Here is a 22,255-nt window from a genome sequence, read left to right on the forward strand (position 1 = left end):
GTTACCAGCGGGTGACCAGGCCGGCGGCCCGCGTGGACGATTTCTCGAAGTGGCCCGCCAGGTAGTCCACAAAGGCGCGCACGCGTGCCGACACCTGATGGCGCTGCGGCCAGACCGCATGAATGTCGGCCGGCGGGGTCTGGTAGTTCTCCAGCACCTGGCGCAACCGGCCGCTGCGCAGGTAACGCGCAACGTCCCACTCGGCGCGCATCACGATGCCATGCCCGGCCAGCGCCCAGTTGACGGCAATCTCGCCGTCGCTGGTGCTCAGGTTGCCGCGCACCTTCACGGTTTCCGTGCGTTTGCCCGATTCCAGGCGCCAGATGCCGTAGGCCTCGTCGCCCTGGCGGATACCGATGCAGTTGTGCTGGGTCAGGTCGTGCGGCACCTTGGGCATGCCGTGTCTGGCCAGGTAGGCGGGGGCCGCACACAGCAGGCGCCGGTTCGGGGCCAGCTTGCGGGCGATCACGCGCGCATCGGGCGGCTCGCCGAAGCGCACACACACATCAAAGGCGTCCTCGCTGGCCGGCGGCGGGTTGACTGTGAGCTGCAGCTGGACCTGCATGTCCGGGTGCTGTTTCACGAAGCCGGAGATCAGCGGGGCGATGTGGCTGCGCCCAAAACCCAGCGTGGCATTGACGCGCAGCAGGCCCTTGGGCACCGCCACCGCGCTGGAAACCAGCTGCTCCATGTCGGCGATCTCGGCCAGGATGCGCCGTGCATGGCTGAGGTAGATCTCGCCTTCGGGCGTGGGGCTGATGCGGCGTGTGGTCCGGTTCAGCAGCTGTACGCCCAGCCGCGCTTCCATGAGCGCCAGGCGTTTGCTGACCGCCGGCGTGGTGACGTCAAGCTCGCGCGCCGTGGCCGACAAGCTGCCGCTGCGCGCCAGCAGGCTGAAAAATGCCATCTCGGAAGGGGCGGAGGCCGGTGTGCTCATTATTAACTAAAAGTAAACAATGCAATAACTTTAAGGCGCTCTGTTGAATCTGGCAAGCGTTAGAGTCCAGTCTTGTTAGTCAATGATTTCAAGGACATGTCATGAAGGTTTACAAAATTGCCTGCATCCCGGGCGACGGTATTGGCAAGGAAGTGGTCCCGGCCGGCGAGCAGGTGCTGCAGGCCCTGGCCGCCACACAGAATTTCGGCTTCACATTCACCTCTTTTGGCTGGGGCGGCGACTGGTTCCGCGAACACGGCGTGATGATGCCCGACGACGGCCTCGACGCCCTGCGCGGCCAGGACGCCATCCTGTTCGGCTCGGCGGGTGACCCGCACATTCCCGACCACATCACGCTGTGGGGCCTGCGACTGAAGATCTGCCAGGGCTTCGACCAGTACGCCAATGTGCGGCCCACGCGCATCCTGCCCGGCATCGATGCGCCACTCAAGCGCTGCACGCCGGCGCAGCTCGACTGGGTCATCGTGCGCGAGAACTCCGAGGGCGAATATTCCGGCGTCGGCGGGCGTGCCCACCAGGGCCATCCAATCGAGGTGGCCACCGATGTGTCGATGATGACGCGCGCCGGCGTCGAGCGCATCATGCGTTACGCCTTCAAGCTCGCGCAGTCGCGTCCGCGCAAGCTGCTGACCGTGGTCACCAAGTCCAACGCCCAGCGCCACGCCATGGTGATGTGGGACGAGATCGCGCTGCAGATCAGCAAAGAGTTCCCGGACGTGACCTGGGACAAGGAATTGGTGGACGCCTGCACCGCACGCATGGTGAACCGCCCGGCCTCGCTGGACACGATTGTTGCGACCAACCTGCACGCCGACATCCTGAGCGACCTGGCCGCGGCGCTGGCCGGCAGCCTGGGCATTGCGCCCACCGGCAACATCGACCCCGAGCGCCGCTACCCCTCGATGTTCGAGCCCATCCACGGTTCGGCCTTCGACATCATGGGCCAGGGCCTGGCCAATCCGGTCGGCACGTTCTGGAGCTGCGTCATGCTGCTCGAGCATCTCGGTGAAAACATCGCGGCGCAGCAGCTGATGCAGGCCATCGAGGCCGTCACCGCCAACCCGGCCCTGCACACGCGCGACCTGGGCGGCAACGCCACCACCGCACAGGTCACCGCCGCCGTGTGTGCGCTGCTCGCCCAGGGCGGCACGCAGCAGGCGCGCGCGGCCTGACACTTTTTCCCCGTGGCATTTCATAAAACAAGGAGACAGCAGCATGAAAGTTGACATCAGAAAATGGATAGGCATCGCCTGCCTGGCCGCAGCGCCCGCCGTCATGGCGCAGGCCTGCCCGGACAAGAACCTGCAGTACTGGCAGGCGTTTCCGCCCGGCGGCGAGTCGGACCTGTCGGCGCGCCACCAGCAGATGGTGCTGAAAAAGAAATGCGCGGCGATCGAGACCATCATCCAGTACAAGGCCGGTGCCGGCGGCGCGCTGATGTGGTCGCAGATGAACACCCTGCCCGGCGACGGGCTCAACATCGTGGGTGTGAACCTGCCGCACATCGTGTTCCAGCCCATCGAGGGCCTGGTGCAATACAAGACGCAGGACATCACGCCGGTGTTCTGGTTCCACTACACGCCCGACATCCTGGTGGTGCCCGAGCAGAGCCCGATCAAGAATTTCGCGGACTTCATCAAGGCGGCCAAGGCCAACCCCGGCAAGCTGAGTTTGGGCGGCTCGGGCCAGAACTCGGCCAACCATGCAGCGCATGAGCGCTTCAACGCGGCGTTTGGCGTCAAGACCATCTATGTGCCGTTCAAGGGCACGGGCGACATGGCCACCTCGGTCATGGGCGCGCAGGTCGACGGTGCGATGACCTACACCGCGTTTGCCATCAACAACAAGACCCGGATTCGCCCGCTGGCGGTGGCCATGGACAAGCGTCATCCGCTGATGCCGGATGTGCCGACGTTCAAGGAGCTCGGTGTGGACTGGGTGGACGGTGCCTACCGCGGCATCGGTGTGCCCCGCAGCACGCCGCCCGAGACCCGCAAGAAGATTTCGGACATGTGGGCGGCCCTGAACAATGACCCGGAGATGAAGGAGCTGGCCGCCAAAAGCGGTTTCGAGCTGGTCAACGTGGGGGTGGACCAGATGGACGCGTTCATGAAGGAAAAAACCCGGCTGTACACCGAAAGCGCACAGCGTCTGGGTCTGGGCAAGAAGTAAACGGATCGCCGGCCCGCTGGCGGTTACGCTCTCAGGCAGCGGGTTACCGGCGGGTTACGGCGGCACAATACGGGGCAGGAGACATTGAATGACTGCACCCCATCCTGCCACCCATCCGCGCCAATTTCTCGAGCATCTTTACCAGGCCGCGGTCACGCGTGCCATGCCGCTGCACAACACGGCCGCCTGCCTGCCGCCACCGCCCAAGGGCAGGACCATTGTCATCGGCGCCGGCAAGGCCGGTGGCTCGATGGCGCAGGCTGTTGAAGCGCTGTGGCCGGCGGACGCCCCGCTCGAAGGCCTGGTCATCACGCGTTACCACCACATTCCGCCGCGGTCCGGAGGTCTGCCGCAGCGCATCGAGATGGTCGAAGCGTCCCATCCGGTGCCCGACGCGGCCGGCCTGGCCGCTTCGCAGCGCATTCTGGCCATGGTGCAAGGCCTGACCCGGGATGACCTGGTGTTGTGCCTGATCTCCGGCGGCGGCTCGGCCCTGCTCACGCTGCCGGCCGAAGGCCTGAGCCTGGCAGACAAGCAGCGCATCAACAAGGCACTGCTCAACAGCGGCGCCAACATCGGCGAGATGAACTGCGTGCGCAAACACCTCTCGTGCATCAAGGGCGGGCGCCTGGCCGCGGCCTGCGCGCCGGCGCGCGTGGTCACGCTGACCATCAGCGATGTGCCGGGCGACGACCCGTCCATCATTGCCAGCGGCCCGACCGTGCCCGACGCCAGCAGCTGCGGCGACGCGCTGGCCATCCTGAAACGTTACGGCATTGACGTGCCAGCAGACGTGTTGTCGCGGCTGGAAAGCGGGGCGCTGGAAACCCCCAAGCCGGGCGACCCGGCGTTTGACGGCCACGAGGTCCACATGATGGCCACGCCCCAGCAGTCGCTCGAGGCCGCCGCGGCCGTGGCGCGCGCGGCGGGCCTGGATGCGCACATTCTGAGCGACGAAATGGAAGGCGAGTCGCGCGAGGTCGGCAAGGTGCATGCGGCGCTGGCGCGTGCGGTGGCGCTCCGGGGCCAACCCTTCAGCAAACCCTGTGTGATTCTGAGCGGCGGCGAAACCACCGTGACGGTCCGGCCGCTGCTAGCGGGGGCCGCCAAAGGCCGCGGCGGGCGCGCCGGCGAGTTCTGCCTGGGGCTGGCGCTCGCGCTGCAGGGGCAGCGCGGCGTGTACGCACTGGCGGCGGACACCGATGGCATCGACGGCGTGGAAGACAACGCCGGTGCCTTTGTGGCGCCCGACACCCTGACGCGCGCGGTGGCGCAGGGCATGAAGATCAACGGCTTCCTGGACCGCAACGACGCCTATGGCTACTTCGAGCCGCTGGGCGATCTGGTGATCACCGGACCTACCCACACCAATGTCAATGACTTTCGCGCGCTATTGATTTTGTAGCTGAAGACGACCATCCAGCAAGGGATGGAAGCAATTTTTCTGCAGAATCATTCGCAGAGGCTGCGGATCTCCGGCGGAATCGGCAGGGCGCGGATGGCTTCCGGGTTGTCGGCCCGGCGGCCGGCGAAGATGCGCACCTCCTCGCACTCCATGATGGCCTCCGCACCGCGCATGACGCGGTAACGCTGCACAAAACTTTTCTCGCGCCATTCGGGGATGGAGGTGTGGATGTCCAGCATGTCGCCGTAGGTGGCGGTGCGGAGGAAACGCGAATGCGTGTCCACCAGCGGCGTACCGAGCACGCCCAGCGTTTTTTCCGTCTCCTGCCAGGACGGCACGCCACACTGCACAAAGAAATTCCGCGAGGCCGCGTCTATCCAGCGGAAGAAATTCGGAAACCACACAATGCGCGCCGGGTCGCAGTCGCCGAACTCAACGCGGATGGTGTGGGTGATCTGTTTGCTCATGGGTTCATTATGTCGTCAGGCTTCCGGTCCGTTCGCCCTGAGCTTGTCGAAGGGGGCTTCGACAGGCTCAGCCCGAACGGTGGGTGTGAGCGACGGTGGGGGCTCAATCGCCTTTTATATTCCGCGCCCGGATCAGCGCGCCGAAACGTGTGCCGTCAATGGCGGCGCGCATGTTGAAGTCGGACGGCGACATCGGCGCTGGAATGCCGCCTATCGCCATGATGCGGTCTTTCACCGGCTGGGTGGCGAGGATCTTGTTGATCTCCTGGTTCAGCCGGCTCACGATGGCCGGCGGTGTGCCGGCTGGCGCATAAAAGCCGAACCAGGTGTCGGCGTCGAAGTTTTTCAGACCGACCTCGTCGAGGGTGGGCACATCCGGAAACAGCGGCGAACGTTTGGCGCTGCCCACGGCCAGCAGCTTGAGCTTGCCGGCCTTCACATGCTGCAGGCCGATGCCCGGGTCGAACATGAAGTCGAGCTGGCCACCCAGCAGGTCCTGCATGGCCGGCGCCGCGCCGCGGTAGGGCACGTGCACCGCAAAGCTGTTGGTCTGCGCCTTCAGCATCTCGGCCGCCAGGTGCGGCGAGCTGCCATTGCCCGGTGAACCGAAGGACAACTTGCCGGGGTTGGCCTTCAGGTAGGCCAGGAATTCCTTCACGTTGTTGACCGGCAGCGAGGGTTTGACTTCGAGGAACACCAGCACGCGCGCCGCGGCCGCCACCGGCACAAGGTCCTTGGCCGGGTTGAAGGACATCTTCGGGTACAGGTGCGGGTTGACCGACACCATGCCGCCCGAGCTCATGAGCAGGGTGTAGCCGTCTGCAGGCGCCTTGGCCACGGCTTCACCGCCGATGTTGCCGTTGGCGCCACCGCGGTTTTCCACCACCACCGGCTGGCCCAGGGCTTCGGCCAGCGGCGTGCCGATGGCGCGTGCCAGCTGGTCGGCCGCGCCGCCCGGCGGGAAGTTGACGATGACCTTGACCGGCTTGGCCGGCCAGGTCTGCGCCTGGGCTGCGGAAAACAGGCTGCTGGCGATCAGCGCCAGTGCCAGCAGGGTGCGGCGGCCGGGTTGGAAGAATGGGCTCATAGTGTGTCTCCTCTGGGGTGGGTAAAAAATCAGGTGCTCTTGGCGGCACGCGGCTTGCGGTGTGGGTTGTCGACCCATCTGATCGGTTGTGCTTTCACCGGTCGCGCCGGCGCGCCATGGCTCAGCAGCGTCTGGTCCAGCGCCTTGCCGGCTTCATCGAGCAGGGCGGCGCTGCGGGCGGCGGCGATGGCGGCTGCGCGCAGTTCGTTCGATGCGAAGGACGCGCCGGTGGCCAAGTGCTCCAGCACATGCATGAGGTTGTCCTTGCCGCGTTCGTTGGTGCTGCCGTAACCCTTGATCAGGCGGCCGCACAAGGCGATCTCGTGGCCGAGCTGCCAGTGTGCCTGCGTGCCGCGCACGACGCCGGCCAGCCATTGCTCGATCAGCGCCTGCTCGGTGGCAAAACGGCTGCCGCGCACGCGCAGCCACTTCAGGCTGGCCAGCAGGCGCAGCGAGAGCATGCCGAAGACCGAGTGGGTGCCGACCTTGAGCGGCAGGGCCCACGGCGCCTTGCCGCGCGCCACGCGCTGGCGGTCCCAGCGTGTCACACGCGCGGCCAGGCCAGCCGGTAGCAGGGCCGCGAATTCCGCGGCGCCGGGCTTGAAGTGGTCGTAGACCTGCAGCAGGTCACCGGCGCCCGCCTTGACTTCGCCGTGCACGCGTTGCCAGCGGCTGGCGCTGCTTTTCAGGTCGGCGACGCGCACGATGTCGTCAAACGCCATCCACAGTGCCAGCCAGCGCGCCATCTCACGCGTGGTGGCATAACCCTGCGCCGCCGCCGGATCCGCCTGCACCTCGGCGGCCAGCACCTGCCGCAGGCGCTGAACATAGAGGTCGGCGTACGCGCGGTCCTGGTAGTCCAGCATGCGGGCGTGGCCCAGCGCCAGCATGTCGTGCACGGCCGGCGGAAAAAGAGAAGCCAGATCGGCCTCCAGCCCTTTAGGGACGGGCGCCAGCAGCTCTTCTTCCGATAGCAAGCTGGTGACCAGCGCCGTCTGCGCCCGTTGTGTGCCCACCCGTTCAAAGGCCTGGGCGAAGCCGCGCAGGCTGGCTTGGGCGCCCTTGCCACCGTGCCGGATCACGGTCTCATACGCCTGGCGCGCGAAAGGCAGCAGGCCGCTGCCGGCAATCGCGCCCAGCATCACCGCGCTGACCACGGTGCCGCTGGTTTTGGCCATCTCGCCCATGTCGAACACATGGTGCTCGCGGCTTTGCGCGCGCACCACTTCCAGCAGCGGCGCGCTGTCGGTGCGGCCGTCGCCCGGCTCCATGCGTTCGGCCGTGGTGAAGGTGCGGCTGCTGGAACTGATGACCAGTGTGCGCAGCGGCGAACTCATGCCGTTGCCGATCTGGCGCGCGGTTTCCAGCAGCTCGGACGAGACGATGCCGTCCAGCGCGCCGGGCACCGGGTTCAGGCTGAACACCGGCCGTTTGCCCTGAAGTTCGGCCAGCGGCACTGGGAACACTTCGAGGTAATAGGTGGTCGCGCCGGTGCGCTGGGCCACGCCGGGAATCGAGGTGCTTTGCGCCGCGTAACCGCTGGCCAGCGCAATGTCGACCAGCCATTCGGTCAACACGCCGCCGCCTTCGCCGCCGAGGGCGCAGATCAGGAGGGTGATGGGTTTTTGTGGGTTCATGTTCATGCGGTTTGCATTGCTTTCACGAGTGCCCCGCGCACGCTGCCCAGCAGCCGTTCATGCCACTTCGGGTTCTGGATCACTTCGGCGCGGTAGAACGAGGGGCACAGCGTGGCTGCATGCGCGTTGGCGCCGCACAGGCCGCAGCCGACGCAGCCGTCGATCACCGTGGCCACCGGATCCACCTTGAGCGGATCCGGGTTGTCCTTGAGCGTCAGCGTCGGGCAGCCGGACAGGCGGATGCAGGCGTGGTCGCCGTTGCAGATGTCTTCATCCACACCGTATTTGACGCGCACCACGCGTTTGCCTTTTTTCAGCAGGCCGGCCAGCCAGGGCTTGATGCGGCGCTGGCGTTCGAGCTGGCATTCGCCCTCGGCAATGATGACCTTCAGGCCGTTGAAGTCGGTGGTGAAGGCCTCGTTGAGCGTCTGGCGCATCTCTTCGACATGGTAGGTGTGCACGGTGCGCAGCCACTGGATGCCCAGGCCCTGCAGGGTGTTCTCAATCGTCTTGTTGGTGTCGGTCAGGCTTTGCAGCTTGTCGCTGGCGTTGAACTTGGCGTCATCACTGGGCGTGGAGATGATGTCCTGCGTGCCGGTGGCCGAGGTGTAGCCGTTCTTGAAGATCAGCAGCACCGCATCGTCGCCGTTGAACAGCGCCGACTGCACGCCGGTCAGCAGGCCGTTGTGCCAGAAACCGCCGTCCCCCATGATAGACAGCGTGCGCCGCGCCATCATGGGCGAGACGCCGGCGCGGCTGGCCAGGCTCATGCCGTAACCCAGAATCGAGTGGCCGAAGGAAAACGGTGCAAAGGTGCCGAAGGCGTGGCAACCGATGTCGGCCGCAATGTGCACCGGCCCGACGTCCTGCTGAGCCAGCTTGAGCGCCGAAAACACCGGCCGCTCCGGGCAGCCGATGCAAAAACCGGGCGGGCGCGCCGGCAAAGGCTGGTTCAGCTGCGCCTCGATCGCGCGGCCCACCGCGCTGCGGCGTTCGGCATTGCCCTGGAGCCAGGTGGTGGCCGAAGAGGTGTCGACATCGGTGGCGTAACGCGCAACAAAGGCGGCCAGGCCGCTGGCAACAACTTCCACCGAATATTCACCGCCCGATGGCAACATGTCCTTGCCGTGCAGTGGCGTGTTGATGTCGCGGCGGCGCAAAAAGGTGGCGATTTCCTGCTCGATGTATTCGGGCTGGCCTTCCTCGACCACCAGCACCGCGCGTTTGCCGAGTGCAAATTCGGCCACCTGCTCGGGCACCAGCGGGTAGGTCACGTTGAGCACGAGAATGGGAATCTCGGTCTGGCCAAAGGCGTCACACAGGCCGAACTGCTGCAGCGCACGGATCAGCGCGTTGTAGATCCCGCCCTGCACGATGATGCCCAGGTCCTGGCGCGGCCCGTCCATCAACTCGTTGAGTTGTTGTTCGACGATGTAGCGGCGCGCCGCCGGAATACGTTCCTCGAACTTGAGTTTTTCGTGGCGGAAGGTGACCGGCGGATGTGCGAGTTTGGCGTAGTCGAAAGCCGCGGGTTCTTCCATCAGCTGGCGCGTCGAGATCGCCGGCGGCCGGTTGTCCTTGCATTCGAAACTGCCGCGCACATGGCAGGCGCGTATGCGCAGCTCCAGGATGGCCGGCATGTTCGAGGTTTCCGACAGGCGAAAACCGTGTTCGACCATGTCCACCATCTTGCCCAGGTCGGGCCGCGGGTCCAGCAGGCACATCGATGACTTCAGCGCATAGGCATGGGTGCGCTCCTGGATCACGCTGGCGCCTTCGCCATAGTCTTCACCGACGACGATCAGCGCACCGCCGGTGACGCCGGGCGAGGACAGGTTGGACAGCGCATCGGCGGCGACGTTGGTGCCGACGATGGACTTCCAGGTCACAGCGCCGCGCAGTGGGTAGTGGATGGACGCACCCAGCATGGCGGCGGCCGAGGCTTCGTTGGAACAGGCCTCGACATGCACGCCGAGTTCGTCCATGTAGGGTTTGGCCTGCACCATGACGTCGAGCAGGTGCGACACCGGTGCGCCCTGATAGCCGCCCACGTAGGCGACGCCGGACTGGAGCAGGGCCTTGGTGATCGCGAGGATGCCCTCGCCGTGGAAAGTGTCGCCCGCGCCCATGCGCAGCGACTCGATTTCCTTGCTGAATGAAACTTCCAAGGCTGTCTCCGGGTTTTATTTTCGTGGGAAGCAGCGAGTTTGGGCCCCATTCGACTATCCATCAATAAAATAACGAGACTATCTGGTATTCATTTAATGCATATAAAAGACATCGACCTGAACCTGCTGCGGCTGTTTGACGCGGTGTACCGCACGCGCAACGTGAGCCGCGCCGCCGAGTTGATGGACCTGACGCAGCCCGCCGCCAGCCAGGGGCTGACGCGGCTGCGCCTGTTGATCAAGGACCCGCTGTTTGTGCGCGCCGGTGGCGGCGTGCAGCCCACCCCCCGGGCCGACCGCCTGGCCGACGCGGTGCGCAGCGCGCTGGCCATGCTGGAGCAGGCGCTCAACGAAGCAGTCCTGTTCGAGCCGCTGCGCTCGCGCAAGGTGTTCCGCATCCACATGAGCGACATCGGCGAGGGCCGCTTCCTGCCCGAGCTGATGGCGGCGCTGCGCGAACTGGCACCCGGGGTGCGTATTGAAACCTCACCGCGGGCCAGCAGCGACATCGCCCCGGCGCTGGACAACGGCCGCATCGACTTTGCGTTCGGCTTTTTGCCGGCGGTGAAAGACACGCAGCGCGTGCAGCTGCTCAAGGACCGCTACATCGTGCTGCTGCGTGAAGGCCACCCTTTTGCGCGGCGCCGGCGCAGCGGCCAGGCGCTGCTCGACGCCCTGCAGCAGCTGGAGTTTGTGGCGGTGCGCACCCATTCCGACACCTTGCGCATCCTGCAGATGCTGCAGCTGGAAGAACGCCTGCGGCTGACCACCGAACATTTCATGGTGCTGCCGTCCATCGTCAAGGCCACCGACCTGGCGGTCGTGATGCCGCGCAACATCGCCAACATTTTTGCGGCCGGTGGCGGCTACAGCGTCATCGAGCCGCCGTTTCCGCTGCGCGACTTCACGGTGTCGCTGCACTGGAGCAAACGCTTTGAAGCGGACCCCGGCAACCGCTGGCTGCGCGGGGTGATCGAGGACCTGTTCCGGGAATAGGGCGGCCTCGGCAGCCGTCACAGAAGTTTCAGGGTGCCCGGATCCGTCTTCCCGGCGAAATACTTGGCCAGGGCACGCTGGAACAGGGGTTCCTGCGGCGCCACCTGGGCAAACAGGGTCAGGCAGGAGTGGAACTTGAGGCAGTCCGTCGCGCCAAAAATGTCCTGCGCGGTTTTTCCGTCTGCCGCCAGCACCTGTTCAATACATTGCCTGAGCCGCGGCCCGAGGACAGGATGCTGCCAATAGGCCTGCGCCTCGGCCCGCGAGGCGATGCCGAAATGCTGCGCGAGGGCGCTGTGGCCCAGGCCCTTGAGCTGCGGAAAGATGAACCACATCCAGTGGCCGGTCTTTGCGCCGGCCGCCAGCTCGGCGCAGACCTGGCGGTAGACCGGCGCCTGCGCCGCCACGAAACGCTGCAGCTGGTGCGGGTCAGTCGGGTTCACGGCGTCCTGCGGCGGCTTGGCATGTTCCATTTTCTTTTCCGGATCAGGCGCGCTTGTCGATCTCGGCGGCCAGCCGGCTGAGCGGCTCCGCAATGCGCACGGGATAGGGCGAAGCGGCCGGTGTCAGGGTCCGCAGGTTCCCGGCAAGCCTGGCCAGCTCGGCGCGGGCATGATCGCGCACGGCATCCAGCGCCGGTGAGCTGGACAGCCGCCGGCCTTGCCGCAGCACCGGGACCAGCAGCGGTTGCCCGCACGCCGGCGCGTCGGCCGTCGTCAGGACATCGCCGCTCATGCAGCCGTCAGCGCCATAACTGCGGTAGACCTGTTTGCGGCCGGGCCAGGTGGCCTTGCCTTCAGAGCGCTTGCGCCGCGCCACGCCGGCGTATTCCTGCAGCTTGTAGGCGCAATCGAGATAGGGCCGGTCGGCCGAGGTGTTCATGCGCGTGCCGACCCCAAAGCCGTCAATCGGCGCGCCGGCGGCGATGAATTCGGCCAGCCTGTATTCATCGAGGTTGCCGCTGGCAAAAATGGTGGTCTGCGTCAGCCCGCCCTGGTCGAGTATGAGCCGCACCTTGCGCGCGTGCCCGGCCAGGTCGCCGCTGTCCAGGCGAACGGCCTGGATGTGTATGCCCTCGCGCGCCAGCCTGTGGGCCAGCGGCACCAGGCTGTGCGCGGCCGCCTCGGTGTCGTAGGTGTCTATCAGCATGGTTGATGCCTGCGGATGAGAGCGCGCGAAATGCTCGAAGGCATCGCTCTCCCGCTCGTGCGTCTGAATGAAGGAGTGGGCCATGGTGCCGAAAATGGGGATGCCCCACTGCATGGCGGCCAGCACCGTCGAGCTGCCGTTGAAGCCCGCGAGGTAGCTGGCCCGTGCCGACAGCAGCCCGGCCTCGGCGCCGTGCGCACGGCGCAGCCCGAAGTCCACCAGCAGGCTCTCGGGCGCCGCCAGCCGGATGCGCGCGGCTTTCGAGGCCACCAGGGTCTGGAATTGCAGCAGGTTGATGATGCGTGTTTCGACCAGTTGCGCCTGGGGCAGCGGCGCGACCACGCGCAGTATCGGTTCGTCGGCGAAGAAAATCGTGCCTTCCGGCATGGCCTGAACGTCGCCGGTGAAGCGCAACTCGCGCAACGAATCGACGAAGCGGCTGTGCAAGCGCCCGCAAGCGGCGAGCCAGGCCAGCTCCTGCGGTGTGAACTGCAGGTCCTCGAGGAAATCGAGCACCTGTTCCAGCCCTGCGGCCACCAGGAAGTTGCGGTTGTCCGGCAGCGTGCGCACGAAGAACTCGAACACCGCCGTGTCGGCCATGCGCTGGTCGAAATAGGCCTGCAGCATCGTGAGCTGGTAGAGGTCGGTGAGCAGCAGACTGGTGCGCCCGTTCATGCTGCGCCCGCCCTGATGTGTTGCGAGCTCGCGGCCAGCGCACCCAGCCGCAGCATCCGGGCAATGGCGCGCTCGCCGTCACCGGCGTGGACATCGACGGCGCGGATGGCGTCCAGCAGCAGCACCGTCTGGTAGCCCAGCTTCACGGCATCGCAAACGGTGTTGAGCACGCAGTAGTCGGTCGCCAGCCCGCCGACAAAGAGCCGGCCAACGCCGGCCTGGCGCAAGCGCTGGTCGAGCGCCGTGCCCTCCAAGCCGGAATAGGCATCGCTTTGCTGTTGCGTGGCCTTGGAGATCACGATCGCCTGCGCGGGCAGTTGCAGCCCCGGTGCAAAGCCGGCGCCGGCGCTGCCGGCCACGCAGTGCGGCGGCCAGGGCCCGCCCTGAGGCCGGAACGAGCAATGGTCGGGTGGATGCCAGTCGCGTGTGGCCACCACGGGCAGGCCCGCTTGCCGGAAAGCCTGCACGCAGCCGTTGAGCACGGCGACCACCTCGTCGCCGCGGGGGACGGCCAGGCTGCCGCCGGGAAGGAAGTCCGACTGGACGTCCACAATCAGCAGTGCATCACCGGCACGCAGCGGGATGGGACGCAGCTCGCCGGCCATGGTGCTCAGAGCCCCACGGCGTAGCGGTGCGCGCCCCGGCGCAGGTCGGGCAGCTTGCGCACGGCATCGAGCATGACGCGCGCCGAGAAGGCGGTGGCGTCGAAGCGGGCCTCGAGCAGCAGGCTCTGGTGCGGGCCGTGGGCGGCGCTGCCGCGGCGCTCCAGCACCACGCCGAGTCCGTTCCCGTCCTCAAGCTCGGACAGATGCTCCACCTGGAACACCTGGGTGACTTCACCGGCAAACAGCGGGTCGGCCGCGATGGCCGCCTGCACCTGCGCCAGTTCCGCGCCGCGCTCCAGTTCGACATAAACATAGTGCTGCAACTCTCCCTGGTCACCGCGGTAGTCACCGGCCAGTGCGCCCTTGACGCCGCGCACAGCCGCCACGGCTGCGCTGTGGTGCAGGTGCAGGCCGGGGTGCCGGTGCAGCGCGGTGTGGCCGCGCGGAATCAGCATCTCGAAGGCGTCGCGCAGCAGCGGCAGCACGCCGGGGTCCCAGCCGGCCCCGACCACCGCGGCCACACGGTGGTTGTCCGCCGCCTCGTGCAGCGCGGCATGGTGCGCCGCCAGTGCCTTGCCTTCGAAAGCGGCGCATTCAATGACGGGAATACGTGCCTGCAGCAGTTCGCGCGCCACCCCGAGCACGGCATCGGCGGGTACGCAGACCAGTGCGGCGCGAACCCCTTCGAGCTCCCTGACATGCGACGCGACCGGAAAACGCTGCAGGCGGCCAGGCAGGGGGGCCAGCGAACCGGGACGGCGCACCACGCCAGCGAGCGCCAGTTCAGTCTCGTCGATCAGGCCTTCGGCACACGCGAGACCCAGGCGTCCCGCACCGATCACGGCCACCGGTAATTTGCTCATGGCATCTCCTGTTGCCTGTCACTCGCCACTGTGCAGCACCTTCCCGGTGATCCCGTCAGGCTGCAGCATCGGCAGACCTTGTTGCAACGGCCCACGCCCGTGTGACACGACCGCCTTCAGTCGAGCACCACGGGAACGAACAGGCGCGTACCGTTGCGGGCGATCAGCAGCGCCACGGCTTTGGGCTTTTTGTCCATGATGCTGCGCACCTGATCGGCCGAGTTGACCGGCTGCTCGTTGATGGCCAGCAGCACATCGCCTGGCACCAGCCCGGCGCGTGCCGACGGCCCGGACACGTCTTCGACGACCAGGCCGTTGTCGATCTTCAGCTGCACGCGTTCCTCTCGCTTCAGTGGCCGCAGCATCAAGCCGAGTTGTCCGCGCGGCCCCTCGGCGCCCGGTTCTGCCTGCGCCTTGGCACCATCTTCGGCACGGCCGAGTTTGGCCGACAGCTCACGCGTGCTTCGGTCGCGCCAGATCTTGAGGCGGATGGTGTCCCCGGGGGCGGCCAGGCTGATGCGGCTGCTCAGGTCGCCCGAGCGCACGATGGGCTCGCCATTGATTTCCGTCACCACATCACCGGGTTTCAGCCCGGCCGCGGCGGCAGCGCTGTCCGGGCTGACGCTCGCGATCAGGGCGCCGTCTGGCCGGCTCAGGCCAAAGGCCTCAGCCAGCGTCTGGTTCAGGTCCTGGACGGTCACGCCCAGCCGAGCATGGGAGACCTTGCCCTGGCTCACGATCTGGTCCTTGACCTTGAGCGCCACGTTGATTGGAATGGCGAACGACAGACCCTGAAAACCGCCCGACCGTGAGTAGATCTGGGCGTTGATGCCGACCACGGCACCACTGCCGTCGAACAGGGGGCCGCCGGAGTTGCCGGGGTTGACCGCCGCATCCGTCTGGATGAAGGGGACGGACGAGTCGCCCGGCAGCGATCGCCCCATGGCGCTCACGATGCCCTGGGTGGCACTTTGCTCAAAGCCGAAAGGCGAGCCGATGGCCAGCACCGGGTCACCGACCCGCAACTGCTGCGCGTCGCCGAGGCGGACGGCAGGCAGGTTTTTGCTGTCCACCCGCAGTACCGCAATGTCGGTCAGCGGATCGGCCCCCATGACCCTGGCCCTGAATTCGCGCCGGTCGCTGAGCTTGACAGTCACTTCCCTGGCCTCGCGCACCACGTGTGCATTGGTCAGGATCAGGCCATCACTGCTGATGATGAAGCCCGAGCCCTCGCTGCGAAACGGCACCGCGTTGCCGCGTTGCGGCAGGCGGAACTGAAAACCCGGCAAGCCGCGGAAGAACTGGAAGAAGGGATCGTCCAGGTCCAGTGGCATCTCCTCGGGCGTCAGCTTGTGGGTTCCGGCCACCGTGACACCGACCACGGCCGGCCCGGCCTGCTGCACGATGGCCCGGTAGTTCGGCGTGACACCGGGGGGGAGCGCAATCACGGGTGCCGGCGCCACCGGGGCGCTGGTGACCTGTGCGGCGGGGCCGGGGGCTGTTGGCTTGTTCCGGCTGAACCAGGTGGACGGGTCGAGGCTGATGGCTGCGGAGGTGGTGGCCACGACCAGACCTGCGGCGACCAGCGGCAGGAGCAACATTCTCTGTTTCATGGCTCATCCTTTCGGGCAGACGATGCGCAAGATCCACAAGCATGAAATGCTGACACGCCATGGCGGTTGCCTGCTTGATCTAGCGCAATGGCATCTGGCCGCGGGGCGCAGGTGTTTCGGGCGCTTCACTTTCTGCCGGCCAATGCCAATCAGCCGGCGCCGGGCCGCGGGGCATTGCCGTCTCCGGTTTCGCGTCCTTTGATCGGGGCGACGCGTCGCCGGGACGTCTCAGCTTGAGCCGGGCGGGCCCGCCACCCGGCGCCAGAAGGTCTCGGCCGCCGGCGGCAGCGCAGCGCTGCTGCGGAACAGCCGGATGTCGAGCTCAATCGACCACTCGGGGCCGCCGGCGGCGACCAGGCGCCCGCTGGCCAGGTCCTCGGCGATCAGGCTGAGCGGCAACCAGGCCACGCCGCGCCCGTCCAGCACCATGGTTTTGAGGACCGACGCCAGGTGGGCGGTGAAGACCGGCTCGCTGCGGGATTGTTCAAGCGCGCCGCTGCGCAGGGCGCGCACGATGCGGCCCAGCCCGGACTCGCTGCTGTAGGCCAGGATGGGCGCGCGTTTGCCGCTGCCCGCCAGCAGGTGCTGGGGCTTGCCGTTTTTCCCCGGCGCTGACACCGGCACCAGAGTGTCGCCACCGACCTTCACCGAGCGGTGGCTCGCCGGGTCCAGCCGGCCCGGTACCTGTTCATGCCAGTGACACAGCAGGAACTGGATGCGCCCCTGCAGCATCAGGGCCTCGCATTGCTGCATCACGTCCGAGACGAGCTGGATCGGGCCCATCGGCGAGCCGGCCTCCAGCCCGCGCAGCCAAGTCGGCAGGAAAGTGAAGGACAGCGCGTGGGTGGAGGCAAAGCGCAGGGTGGCGGAGCTGGCGTCGGCCACCGCCCGCGCCTCGTCGGGCACGCGCGCCACACGCGCGAGCATGTCCTGCGCCACCGACTGGAACCACTGCCCGGTTTCGGTCAGCGTGACCGGGTGCGTGCTGCGGTCGAACAGCGCCACGCCCAGCCATTCTTCGAGCGCCCGCACGCGGCGGCTGAAGGCCGGCTGCGTCATGTGGCGGTCGCTGGCGGCGCGCGAGAAATTGCCAGAGCTGGCCAGCGCCAGGAAATCCTCCAACCAGGTCAGGTTCATGGGCGGTGCTTTGCGGGCATGGAACAAGAAAAAACCGGCATTGGACGCCGGGGCGGGAGGCGCCGATGATAGCCCCATCACTCACTCAGCGCGAAGCCCTCCCATGAAGATCATCGATATCCGTGAAGTCACCCAGCCCATCAAGTCCGACATCCGCAACGCCTACATCGACTTCTCGAAGATGACGCTGAGCCTGGTGGCGGTGGTCACCGACGTCATCCGTGACGGCAAGCCGGTCATCGGTTACGGCTTCAACTCCAACGGGCGTTACGGCCAGGGCGGGCTGATCCGCGAGCGTTTTGCGCCGCGCATCCTGGAAGCCGCGCCGGACAGCTTGCTCGCCGAGAGCGGCAACAACCTCGACCCGCACAAGGTCTGGGCGACGATGATGACCAACGAAAAACCGGGCGGGCACGGCGAACGTTCGGTCGCCGTGGGCACCATCGACATGGCCGTCTGGGACGCCGTGGCCAAGATCGAAGGTGTGCCGCTGTACCAGCTGCTGGCCGAACGGTATGGCGACGGCACGCCCAAGCGCAAGGTGTTCGTGTACGCCGCCGGCGGTTACTACTACCCGGGCAAGGACGACGCCAAGCTGATGACGGAGATGCGCAGCTACCTGGACCGCGGTTATGCGGTGGTGAAGATGAAGATAGGCGGCGCGTCGCTGGCCGACGACTGCCGGCGCATCGAGGCGGTGCTGGGCATGCTGGCGCCGGGGCAGAAGCTGGCGGTCGATGCGAACGGCCGCTTCGACCTGAAGACCGCGATCGCGTATGCCAAAGCCCTGTCGGCCTACGACCTGTTCTGGTACGAGGAAGCCGGCGATCCGCTGGACTACGCCCTGCAGGCCGAGCTGGCCAACCATTACGACAAACCGATGGCGACCGGCGAGAACCTGTTTTCCATGCAGGACGCGCGCAACCTGATCCGTTACGGCGGCATGCGCCCCGACCGCGACTGGCTGCAGTTCGACTGCGCGCTCAGCTACGGCCTGGTCGAGTACCTGCGCACGCTGGACATGCTGAAGGAACACGGCTGGTCGCCCACACGCTGCATCCCGCACGGCGGCCACCAGATGTCGCTGGCGATTGCGGCGGGGCTGGGCCTGGGCGGCAACGAGTCCTACCCGGACCTGTTCCAGCCCTATGGCGGCTTTCCTGACGGCGTCAAGGTCGAGAACAGCTACGTCACGCTGCCTGAACTGCCGGGCATTGGTTTCGAGGGCAAGGCGGATCTGTATGCGGTGATGAAAGCGCTGGCCAGCTGACAGCATGACTCTGAGGTCTGCGTCGGGCAGGTGTGCGCTCTCGGCCCGTTAGGCGCTTTTCAAGGCCTTCAGCACATGTTCAGCCGTCGCCGGTGACTCCAGTCGCACCGCACCCGGCCGGGCCGCTGCCACGGCTTCCTTCAGCGCCTCCAGCACGCTGATGGCCAGCATGAAAGGCGGCTCGCCGACGGCCTTGCTGCCGAAGACGTTGTCCTCGCGATTCGGCTCGGGCCAGAAATCAATTTTGAAGTGTTCGGGGATGTCGCCAGTTGCCGGGATCTTGTAGGTGCTGGGCGCGTGGGTGCTCAGCAGGCCTTTCTCGTTCCAGACCAGCTGCTCGGTCGTCAGCCAGCCCATGCCCTGCACAAAACCGCCCTCGATCTGGCCGATGTCGATGGCCGGGTTGATGCTGGTGCCGACGTCGTGCAGGATGTCGACCTTGAGCACGCGGCTTTCGCCGGTGAGCGTGTCGATGGCGACCTCGCTGCAGGCGGCGCCGTAGGCAAAGTAATAAAACGGCCGGCCGGTCAGCGTGGTCTTGTCGTAGTGGATTTTCGGCGTGCGGTAAAAACCGTCGCTCCAGAGCTGGATGCGGTTGGCGTAGGCCATGCGCACCACCTCCGGGAAAGGTCGGCTGCCTTTGGGCGAGCTGATCAGGCCGCCGGCGAAAGACACTGCGCCGGCGCCGCAGCCGTCCAGTCCGGCCACAAACTGCGCCAGGTTGTCACGCACGTTGCGCGCGGCGTACTGGGCGGCGCGCGCGTTGAGGTCGGTGCCGGCCGAGGCGGCGGTGGCCGAGGCGTTCGGTATCTTGCTGGTGTCGCTGGCCGTGGCCAGCACGTCGTCAAAGGCCACGCCGAGTTCGTCGGCAACGATCTGCGCCACCTTGGTGTTCAGGCCCTGGCCCATCTCGGTGCCGCCGTGGTTCACCTGCACGCTGCCGTCGGTGTAGACATGCACCAGCGCGCCGGCCTGGTTGAACAAGGTGGCGGTGAAGGAAATGCCGAACTTGACCGGCGTGATGGCAATGCCGCGCTTGATCACCGGGCTTTTGGCATTCCATGCCGAAATGGCCTCTCGCCGGCTCCGGTAGTTCGCAGACCGCTCCAGTTTTGATAGCAGAGGATGGAGGATGTTGTCTTCGACCTTCATCTGGTAGTGGGTGGTGTTCCTGTCTTCCACGCCATAGAGGTTGCGCTTGCGCACATCGAGCGGGTCCAGGCCCAGATGCCGCGCGATGTCGCCGAGAATGGTTTCGATCAGCACCACACCCTGCGGCCCGCCGAAGCCGCGAAACGCCGTGTGGCTCTGCGTGTTGGTCTTGCAGCGGTAAGAGGCGATCTCCACGTCCTCGAGAAAGTAGGCGTTGTCGGTGTGAAAAACCGCGCGGTCGGCGACCGGGCCGCTGAGGTCGGCGCTGAAGCCACAATTGGCGGCCATCATGAGTTTGAGACCGTGCAGGCGGCCTGTGTCGTCGAAACCCACGCTGTAGTCGTAGGCAAAGGGGTGGCGCTTGCCGGTGACCATGAAGTCGTCGTCGCGGTCCAGCCGCAGCTTGATGGGGCACTTGAGTTTGTTCGCGGCGATCGCGGCCCACACGGCCAGGTGCCCGGCCTGGGTTTCCTTGCCGCCGAAGCCGCCGCCCATGCGCCGGCATTCCACACGCACCGCATGGTTGCTGATGCCCAGCGCATGCGACACCCAGTGCTGCACCTCGCCCGGGTGCTGGGTGCTCGAATACACCAGCCACTGGTTCTGCTCCTGCGGCAGCACGTAGGCGATCTGGCCTTCGAGGTAAAAATGTTCCTGGCCGCCGACCTCGAGTTGGCCGGAAAGCAGGTGCGGGGCCGAGGCCAGCGCCTGCGCCGCGTCGCCGCGTCTGACAAACACCGGCGGCAACACATGGTTTTCAGCTTTCAGCGCATCGCGCACCTTCAGGATGGCCGGCAGTTCCTCGATGTCGAGTTTGACCTTTCGTGCGGCGCGCCGCGCCTGCATCACCGAGCTGGCAACCACCAGGCCGATGACCTGGCCGATGTGCTCGACGGTGTCGGACGCAAACACCGGCTCGTCATGTACAAAAGTGGCCAGCAACGGGTCGCCCGGAATGTCGCCGGCCAGGACCACGTCACGCACGCCGGGCATGGCCAGCGCGGCGACGGTATCCACACCGAGCAGCCGGCCGTGGGCGACGGTCGAGAGGATGGGCGCCGCGTACAGGGTGCCGCGCGCCTCCAGGATGTCGTCCACATAGGTCGCGGCACCGGCCACCTGCGCGCGCGCGCTTTCATGTTTGTGTGACTGGCCGGCGGCGCCGCGTGCGGGCCTGGTTGCCGCGGCGGGAGCTGCCACGGGCGGCAGGGGGACCACGGGCACGGTCGGGTTGTCGGCGCGGGTCATCGGGCCTTCGTCGTGGTTCTTTTCCCGGGCGTTCATGACGCTTCCTCCAGCAATACAAAGGACTCCAGGTTGATCTGCTGCAGGCCCTGGCTCTCCAGCCAGAAGCGTTGCAGCAAATTGCCCAGCACTTCGCTGCGGTAGGCGCCGGACGCGCGCATGTCGGAGATCGGCGAAAACTCCGCGCGCAGGGCGCTGATGGCCTGCCGCACGGTGTCCTGTGACCAGGGCCGGCCGGTGAGGGCGGCTTCGGTGTGCGAAGCGCGCACTGGCGTGGCGGCGACCCCGCCCGCGCCTACCGAGGCGGAAAGGACCTTGCCGTCTTCCACTTGCAGCTTGATCGCCAGGCACACGGCCGAGATGTCGTCGTCATACCGCTTGGAAATCTTGTAGACCTTGAGCATTTCCCCAGGCACGGGTTTGGGCACCTTGATCCAGGCCAGCACCTCGTCTTTGGCCACCAGGTTCTTGCGGTAGCCGGTGTAGAGACTTTCCAGCGGCAGCTCGCGGTGGCCGCGCTCACTCATCAGCACGATGCTGGCGCCCAGCGCGATCAGCAGCGGCATCGAGTCGCCGATTGGCGAGCCGTTGGCCACGTTGCCGCCCAGGGTGCCTGCGTTGCGCACCGGCAGGCCGGCAAAGCGCTGGGCAAAGGCCTGCAGCTGCGGCCGGTCGGCCACCAGCGCGGCAAAGGCATCGGCCAGCGTGACGGCCGCGCCGATGGCAACGTGGTGCGCGTAATGCTCGACCCGCCTGAGTTCTTCCACCCGCGTGACGTCCAGTACATGGTTGAACTGCATGTGCATCTTGGTCACCCAGAGCCCGACGTCGGTGCAGCCGGCGACGATCTGGGCGTCGGGCTGGGCGGCGCGGGCGGCCAGCAGGCCCGCCAGCGTGCGCGGCGCGTTATAAGCCAAATCGGCCTCCAGCCCTTGCCGGTTCTTGGTCAGCAGCTCCAGTTTTGATAGCATATCGGCTTCGTCAACAGCCACGGTCGGCAAGGCCGCCATCTGCTGCGCCGCGTCCAGAATCGGCCGGTAACCGGTGCAGCGGCAGAGGTTGCCCGACAAATCCTGCTGCGCCAGCTCGCGCGTGATGGCGCGGCCCTGGCAAACGTGGTTTTGGTACATGCCGAACAGGCTCATGACAAAACCGGGGGTGCAGAAGCCGCATTGGGAGCCATGGCACTGCACCATCGCCTCCTGCGCCGGGTGCAGTGTGCCGTCGGCGGCAGCGAGGTCTTCCACCGTCCACAGCGCCTGGCCGTCCACCGAATGCGCGAGCTTGATGCAGCTGTTGACCGCCCGGTAAGACATGCGGCCGCCTTCGGCCTCGCCAACCACCACCGTGCAGGCGCCGCAGTCGCCTTCGCCGCAGCCTTCCTTGGTGCCGGTGAGCCCCAAGTCCTCGCGCAGCACCTCCAGCAGCGTGCGGCTGGGTGGTACATTGGCGAGCGCGACCACCTCGCCACCCCGGATGAAATGAATGGTTTTAAGAGGCGATTGAATGTCCATATTTAGTAGGAGCCCGTCGGACTTGGGAATCGTCGGCTGCAAATCGACCGCAGCGGTCCATTTTTCACCGTCTTTTTGTCCCATAGCTGGGCTATGGGTCTGCAAATCCGGCAAAAACTGTCCTCGCTGGGGCCGCTTTTCG

At 66.4% G+C, this 22,255-nt stretch carries 18 protein-coding genes; 5 read left to right on the forward strand and 13 right to left on the reverse strand.

Translation table 11 applies throughout. From position 1 onward, the window contains the following. Position 1: 1 nt before the first annotated feature. Positions 2-937, reverse strand: a complete 936-nt coding sequence (locus B7G53_RS02540) for a LysR family transcriptional regulator (protein WP_096663068.1) — start codon at positions 935-937, stop codon at positions 2-4. A gap of 101 nt (positions 938-1,038) precedes the next feature. On the opposite strand from B7G53_RS02540, the gene B7G53_RS02545 reads away from it, so the two are divergent. The 3 genes from B7G53_RS02545 to B7G53_RS02555 all read left to right on the forward strand — a co-directional run bounded on the left by B7G53_RS02545 (position 1,039) and on the right by B7G53_RS02555 (position 4,535). Continuing rightward, positions 1,039-2,130 carry a tartrate dehydrogenase gene (locus B7G53_RS02545; protein ID WP_096663071.1) on the forward strand — a complete coding sequence of 364 codons (1,092 nt, stop codon included), beginning with the start codon at positions 1,039-1,041 and terminating at the stop codon, positions 2,128-2,130. A gap of 43 nt (positions 2,131-2,173) precedes the next feature. Beyond that, positions 2,174-3,130: a tripartite tricarboxylate transporter substrate binding protein gene (locus B7G53_RS02550; protein WP_096663074.1), complete on the forward strand. Its 957-nt coding sequence runs from the start codon at positions 2,174-2,176 to the stop codon at positions 3,128-3,130. An 88-nt stretch (positions 3,131-3,218) separates the two neighbouring features. Continuing rightward, a complete protein-coding gene (locus B7G53_RS02555) occupies positions 3,219-4,535 on the forward strand; it encodes a glycerate kinase type-2 family protein (RefSeq protein WP_096663077.1) in 1,317 nt (438 codons plus the stop codon). A 47-nt stretch (positions 4,536-4,582) separates the two neighbouring features. Here the strand turns inward: B7G53_RS02555 and B7G53_RS02560 are convergent, their stop codons facing one another. The 4 genes from B7G53_RS02560 to B7G53_RS02575 all read right to left on the reverse strand — a co-directional run bounded on the left by B7G53_RS02560 (position 4,583) and on the right by B7G53_RS02575 (position 9,894). Continuing rightward, complete coding sequence (locus B7G53_RS02560; RefSeq protein WP_096663080.1) at positions 4,583-5,002, reverse strand: acyl-CoA thioesterase; 420 nt, start codon at positions 5,000-5,002, stop codon at positions 4,583-4,585. Between the two features lie 103 nt (positions 5,003-5,105). Next, positions 5,106-6,089 carry a Bug family tripartite tricarboxylate transporter substrate binding protein gene (locus B7G53_RS02565; protein WP_096663083.1) on the reverse strand — a complete coding sequence of 328 codons (984 nt, stop codon included), beginning with the start codon at positions 6,087-6,089 and terminating at the stop codon, positions 5,106-5,108. A gap of 29 nt (positions 6,090-6,118) precedes the next feature. Then, positions 6,119-7,726 (reverse strand): indolepyruvate oxidoreductase subunit beta family protein, encoded by a 1,608-nt coding sequence (locus tag B7G53_RS02570; protein WP_096663823.1) that lies wholly within the window; start codon positions 7,724-7,726, stop codon positions 6,119-6,121. 2 nt (positions 7,727-7,728) lie between these two features. Continuing rightward, the gene (locus B7G53_RS02575) at positions 7,729-9,894 is read right to left on the reverse strand and encodes a thiamine pyrophosphate-dependent enzyme (protein ID WP_096663086.1); all 2,166 of its coding nucleotides are present in this window, start codon (positions 9,892-9,894) and stop codon (positions 7,729-7,731) included. Positions 9,895-9,990: 96 nt separating this feature from the next. Between B7G53_RS02575 and B7G53_RS02580 the strand changes: the two genes are divergently transcribed. After that, positions 9,991-10,890 (forward strand): LysR family transcriptional regulator, encoded by a 900-nt coding sequence (locus tag B7G53_RS02580; RefSeq protein WP_176491261.1) that lies wholly within the window; start codon positions 9,991-9,993, stop codon positions 10,888-10,890. Positions 10,891-10,907: 17 nt separating this feature from the next. Here the strand turns inward: B7G53_RS02580 and B7G53_RS02585 are convergent, their stop codons facing one another. The 6 genes from B7G53_RS02585 to B7G53_RS02610 all read right to left on the reverse strand — a co-directional run bounded on the left by B7G53_RS02585 (position 10,908) and on the right by B7G53_RS02610 (position 16,932). Beyond that, a complete protein-coding gene (locus B7G53_RS02585) occupies positions 10,908-11,363 on the reverse strand; it encodes a DUF1810 domain-containing protein (protein WP_096663089.1) in 456 nt (151 codons plus the stop codon). Between the two features lie 13 nt (positions 11,364-11,376). Beyond that, positions 11,377-12,714, reverse strand: coding sequence for a nicotinate phosphoribosyltransferase (locus tag B7G53_RS02590; protein ID WP_096663092.1), 1,338 nt, complete (start codon positions 12,712-12,714; stop codon positions 11,377-11,379). After that, positions 12,711-13,319, reverse strand: coding sequence for an isochorismatase family protein (locus B7G53_RS02595; RefSeq protein ID WP_096663095.1), 609 nt, complete (start codon positions 13,317-13,319; stop codon positions 12,711-12,713). The genes B7G53_RS02590 and B7G53_RS02595 overlap by 4 nt, the downstream gene beginning before the upstream one ends. Positions 13,320-13,324: 5 nt before the next feature. Beyond that, the gene (locus B7G53_RS02600; protein WP_096663098.1) at positions 13,325-14,182 is read right to left on the reverse strand and encodes a hypothetical protein; all 858 of its coding nucleotides are present in this window, start codon (positions 14,180-14,182) and stop codon (positions 13,325-13,327) included. A gap of 116 nt (positions 14,183-14,298) precedes the next feature. Next, positions 14,299-15,795: a Do family serine endopeptidase gene (locus B7G53_RS02605; protein ID WP_096663101.1), complete on the reverse strand. Its 1,497-nt coding sequence runs from the start codon at positions 15,793-15,795 to the stop codon at positions 14,299-14,301. Positions 15,796-16,023: 228 nt separating this feature from the next. Next, complete coding sequence (locus B7G53_RS02610; RefSeq protein ID WP_096663104.1) at positions 16,024-16,932, reverse strand: LysR family transcriptional regulator; 909 nt, start codon at positions 16,930-16,932, stop codon at positions 16,024-16,026. A gap of 103 nt (positions 16,933-17,035) precedes the next feature. Here B7G53_RS02610 and B7G53_RS02615 point away from each other — a divergent pair, with 103 nt between their 5' ends. Then, positions 17,036-18,202: a mandelate racemase/muconate lactonizing enzyme family protein gene (locus tag B7G53_RS02615; protein ID WP_096663107.1), complete on the forward strand. Its 1,167-nt coding sequence runs from the start codon at positions 17,036-17,038 to the stop codon at positions 18,200-18,202. 48 nt (positions 18,203-18,250) lie between these two features. On the opposite strand, the gene xdhB is transcribed toward B7G53_RS02615, so the two are convergent. Both xdhB and xdhA read right to left on the reverse strand, forming a co-directional pair. Next, positions 18,251-20,638, reverse strand: a complete 2,388-nt coding sequence (gene xdhB / locus B7G53_RS02620; RefSeq protein WP_176491262.1) for a xanthine dehydrogenase molybdopterin binding subunit — start codon at positions 20,636-20,638, stop codon at positions 18,251-18,253. Beyond that, positions 20,635-22,113: a xanthine dehydrogenase small subunit gene (gene xdhA / locus B7G53_RS02625; RefSeq protein WP_096663110.1), complete on the reverse strand. Its 1,479-nt coding sequence runs from the start codon at positions 22,111-22,113 to the stop codon at positions 20,635-20,637. The genes xdhB and xdhA overlap by 4 nt, the downstream gene beginning before the upstream one ends. Between the last annotated feature and the right edge of the window lie 142 nt (positions 22,114-22,255).

It is taken from the genome of Polaromonas sp. AET17H-212 (assembly GCF_002379085.1).
Lineage (GTDB): Bacteria > Pseudomonadota > Gammaproteobacteria > Burkholderiales > Burkholderiaceae_C > Polaromonas.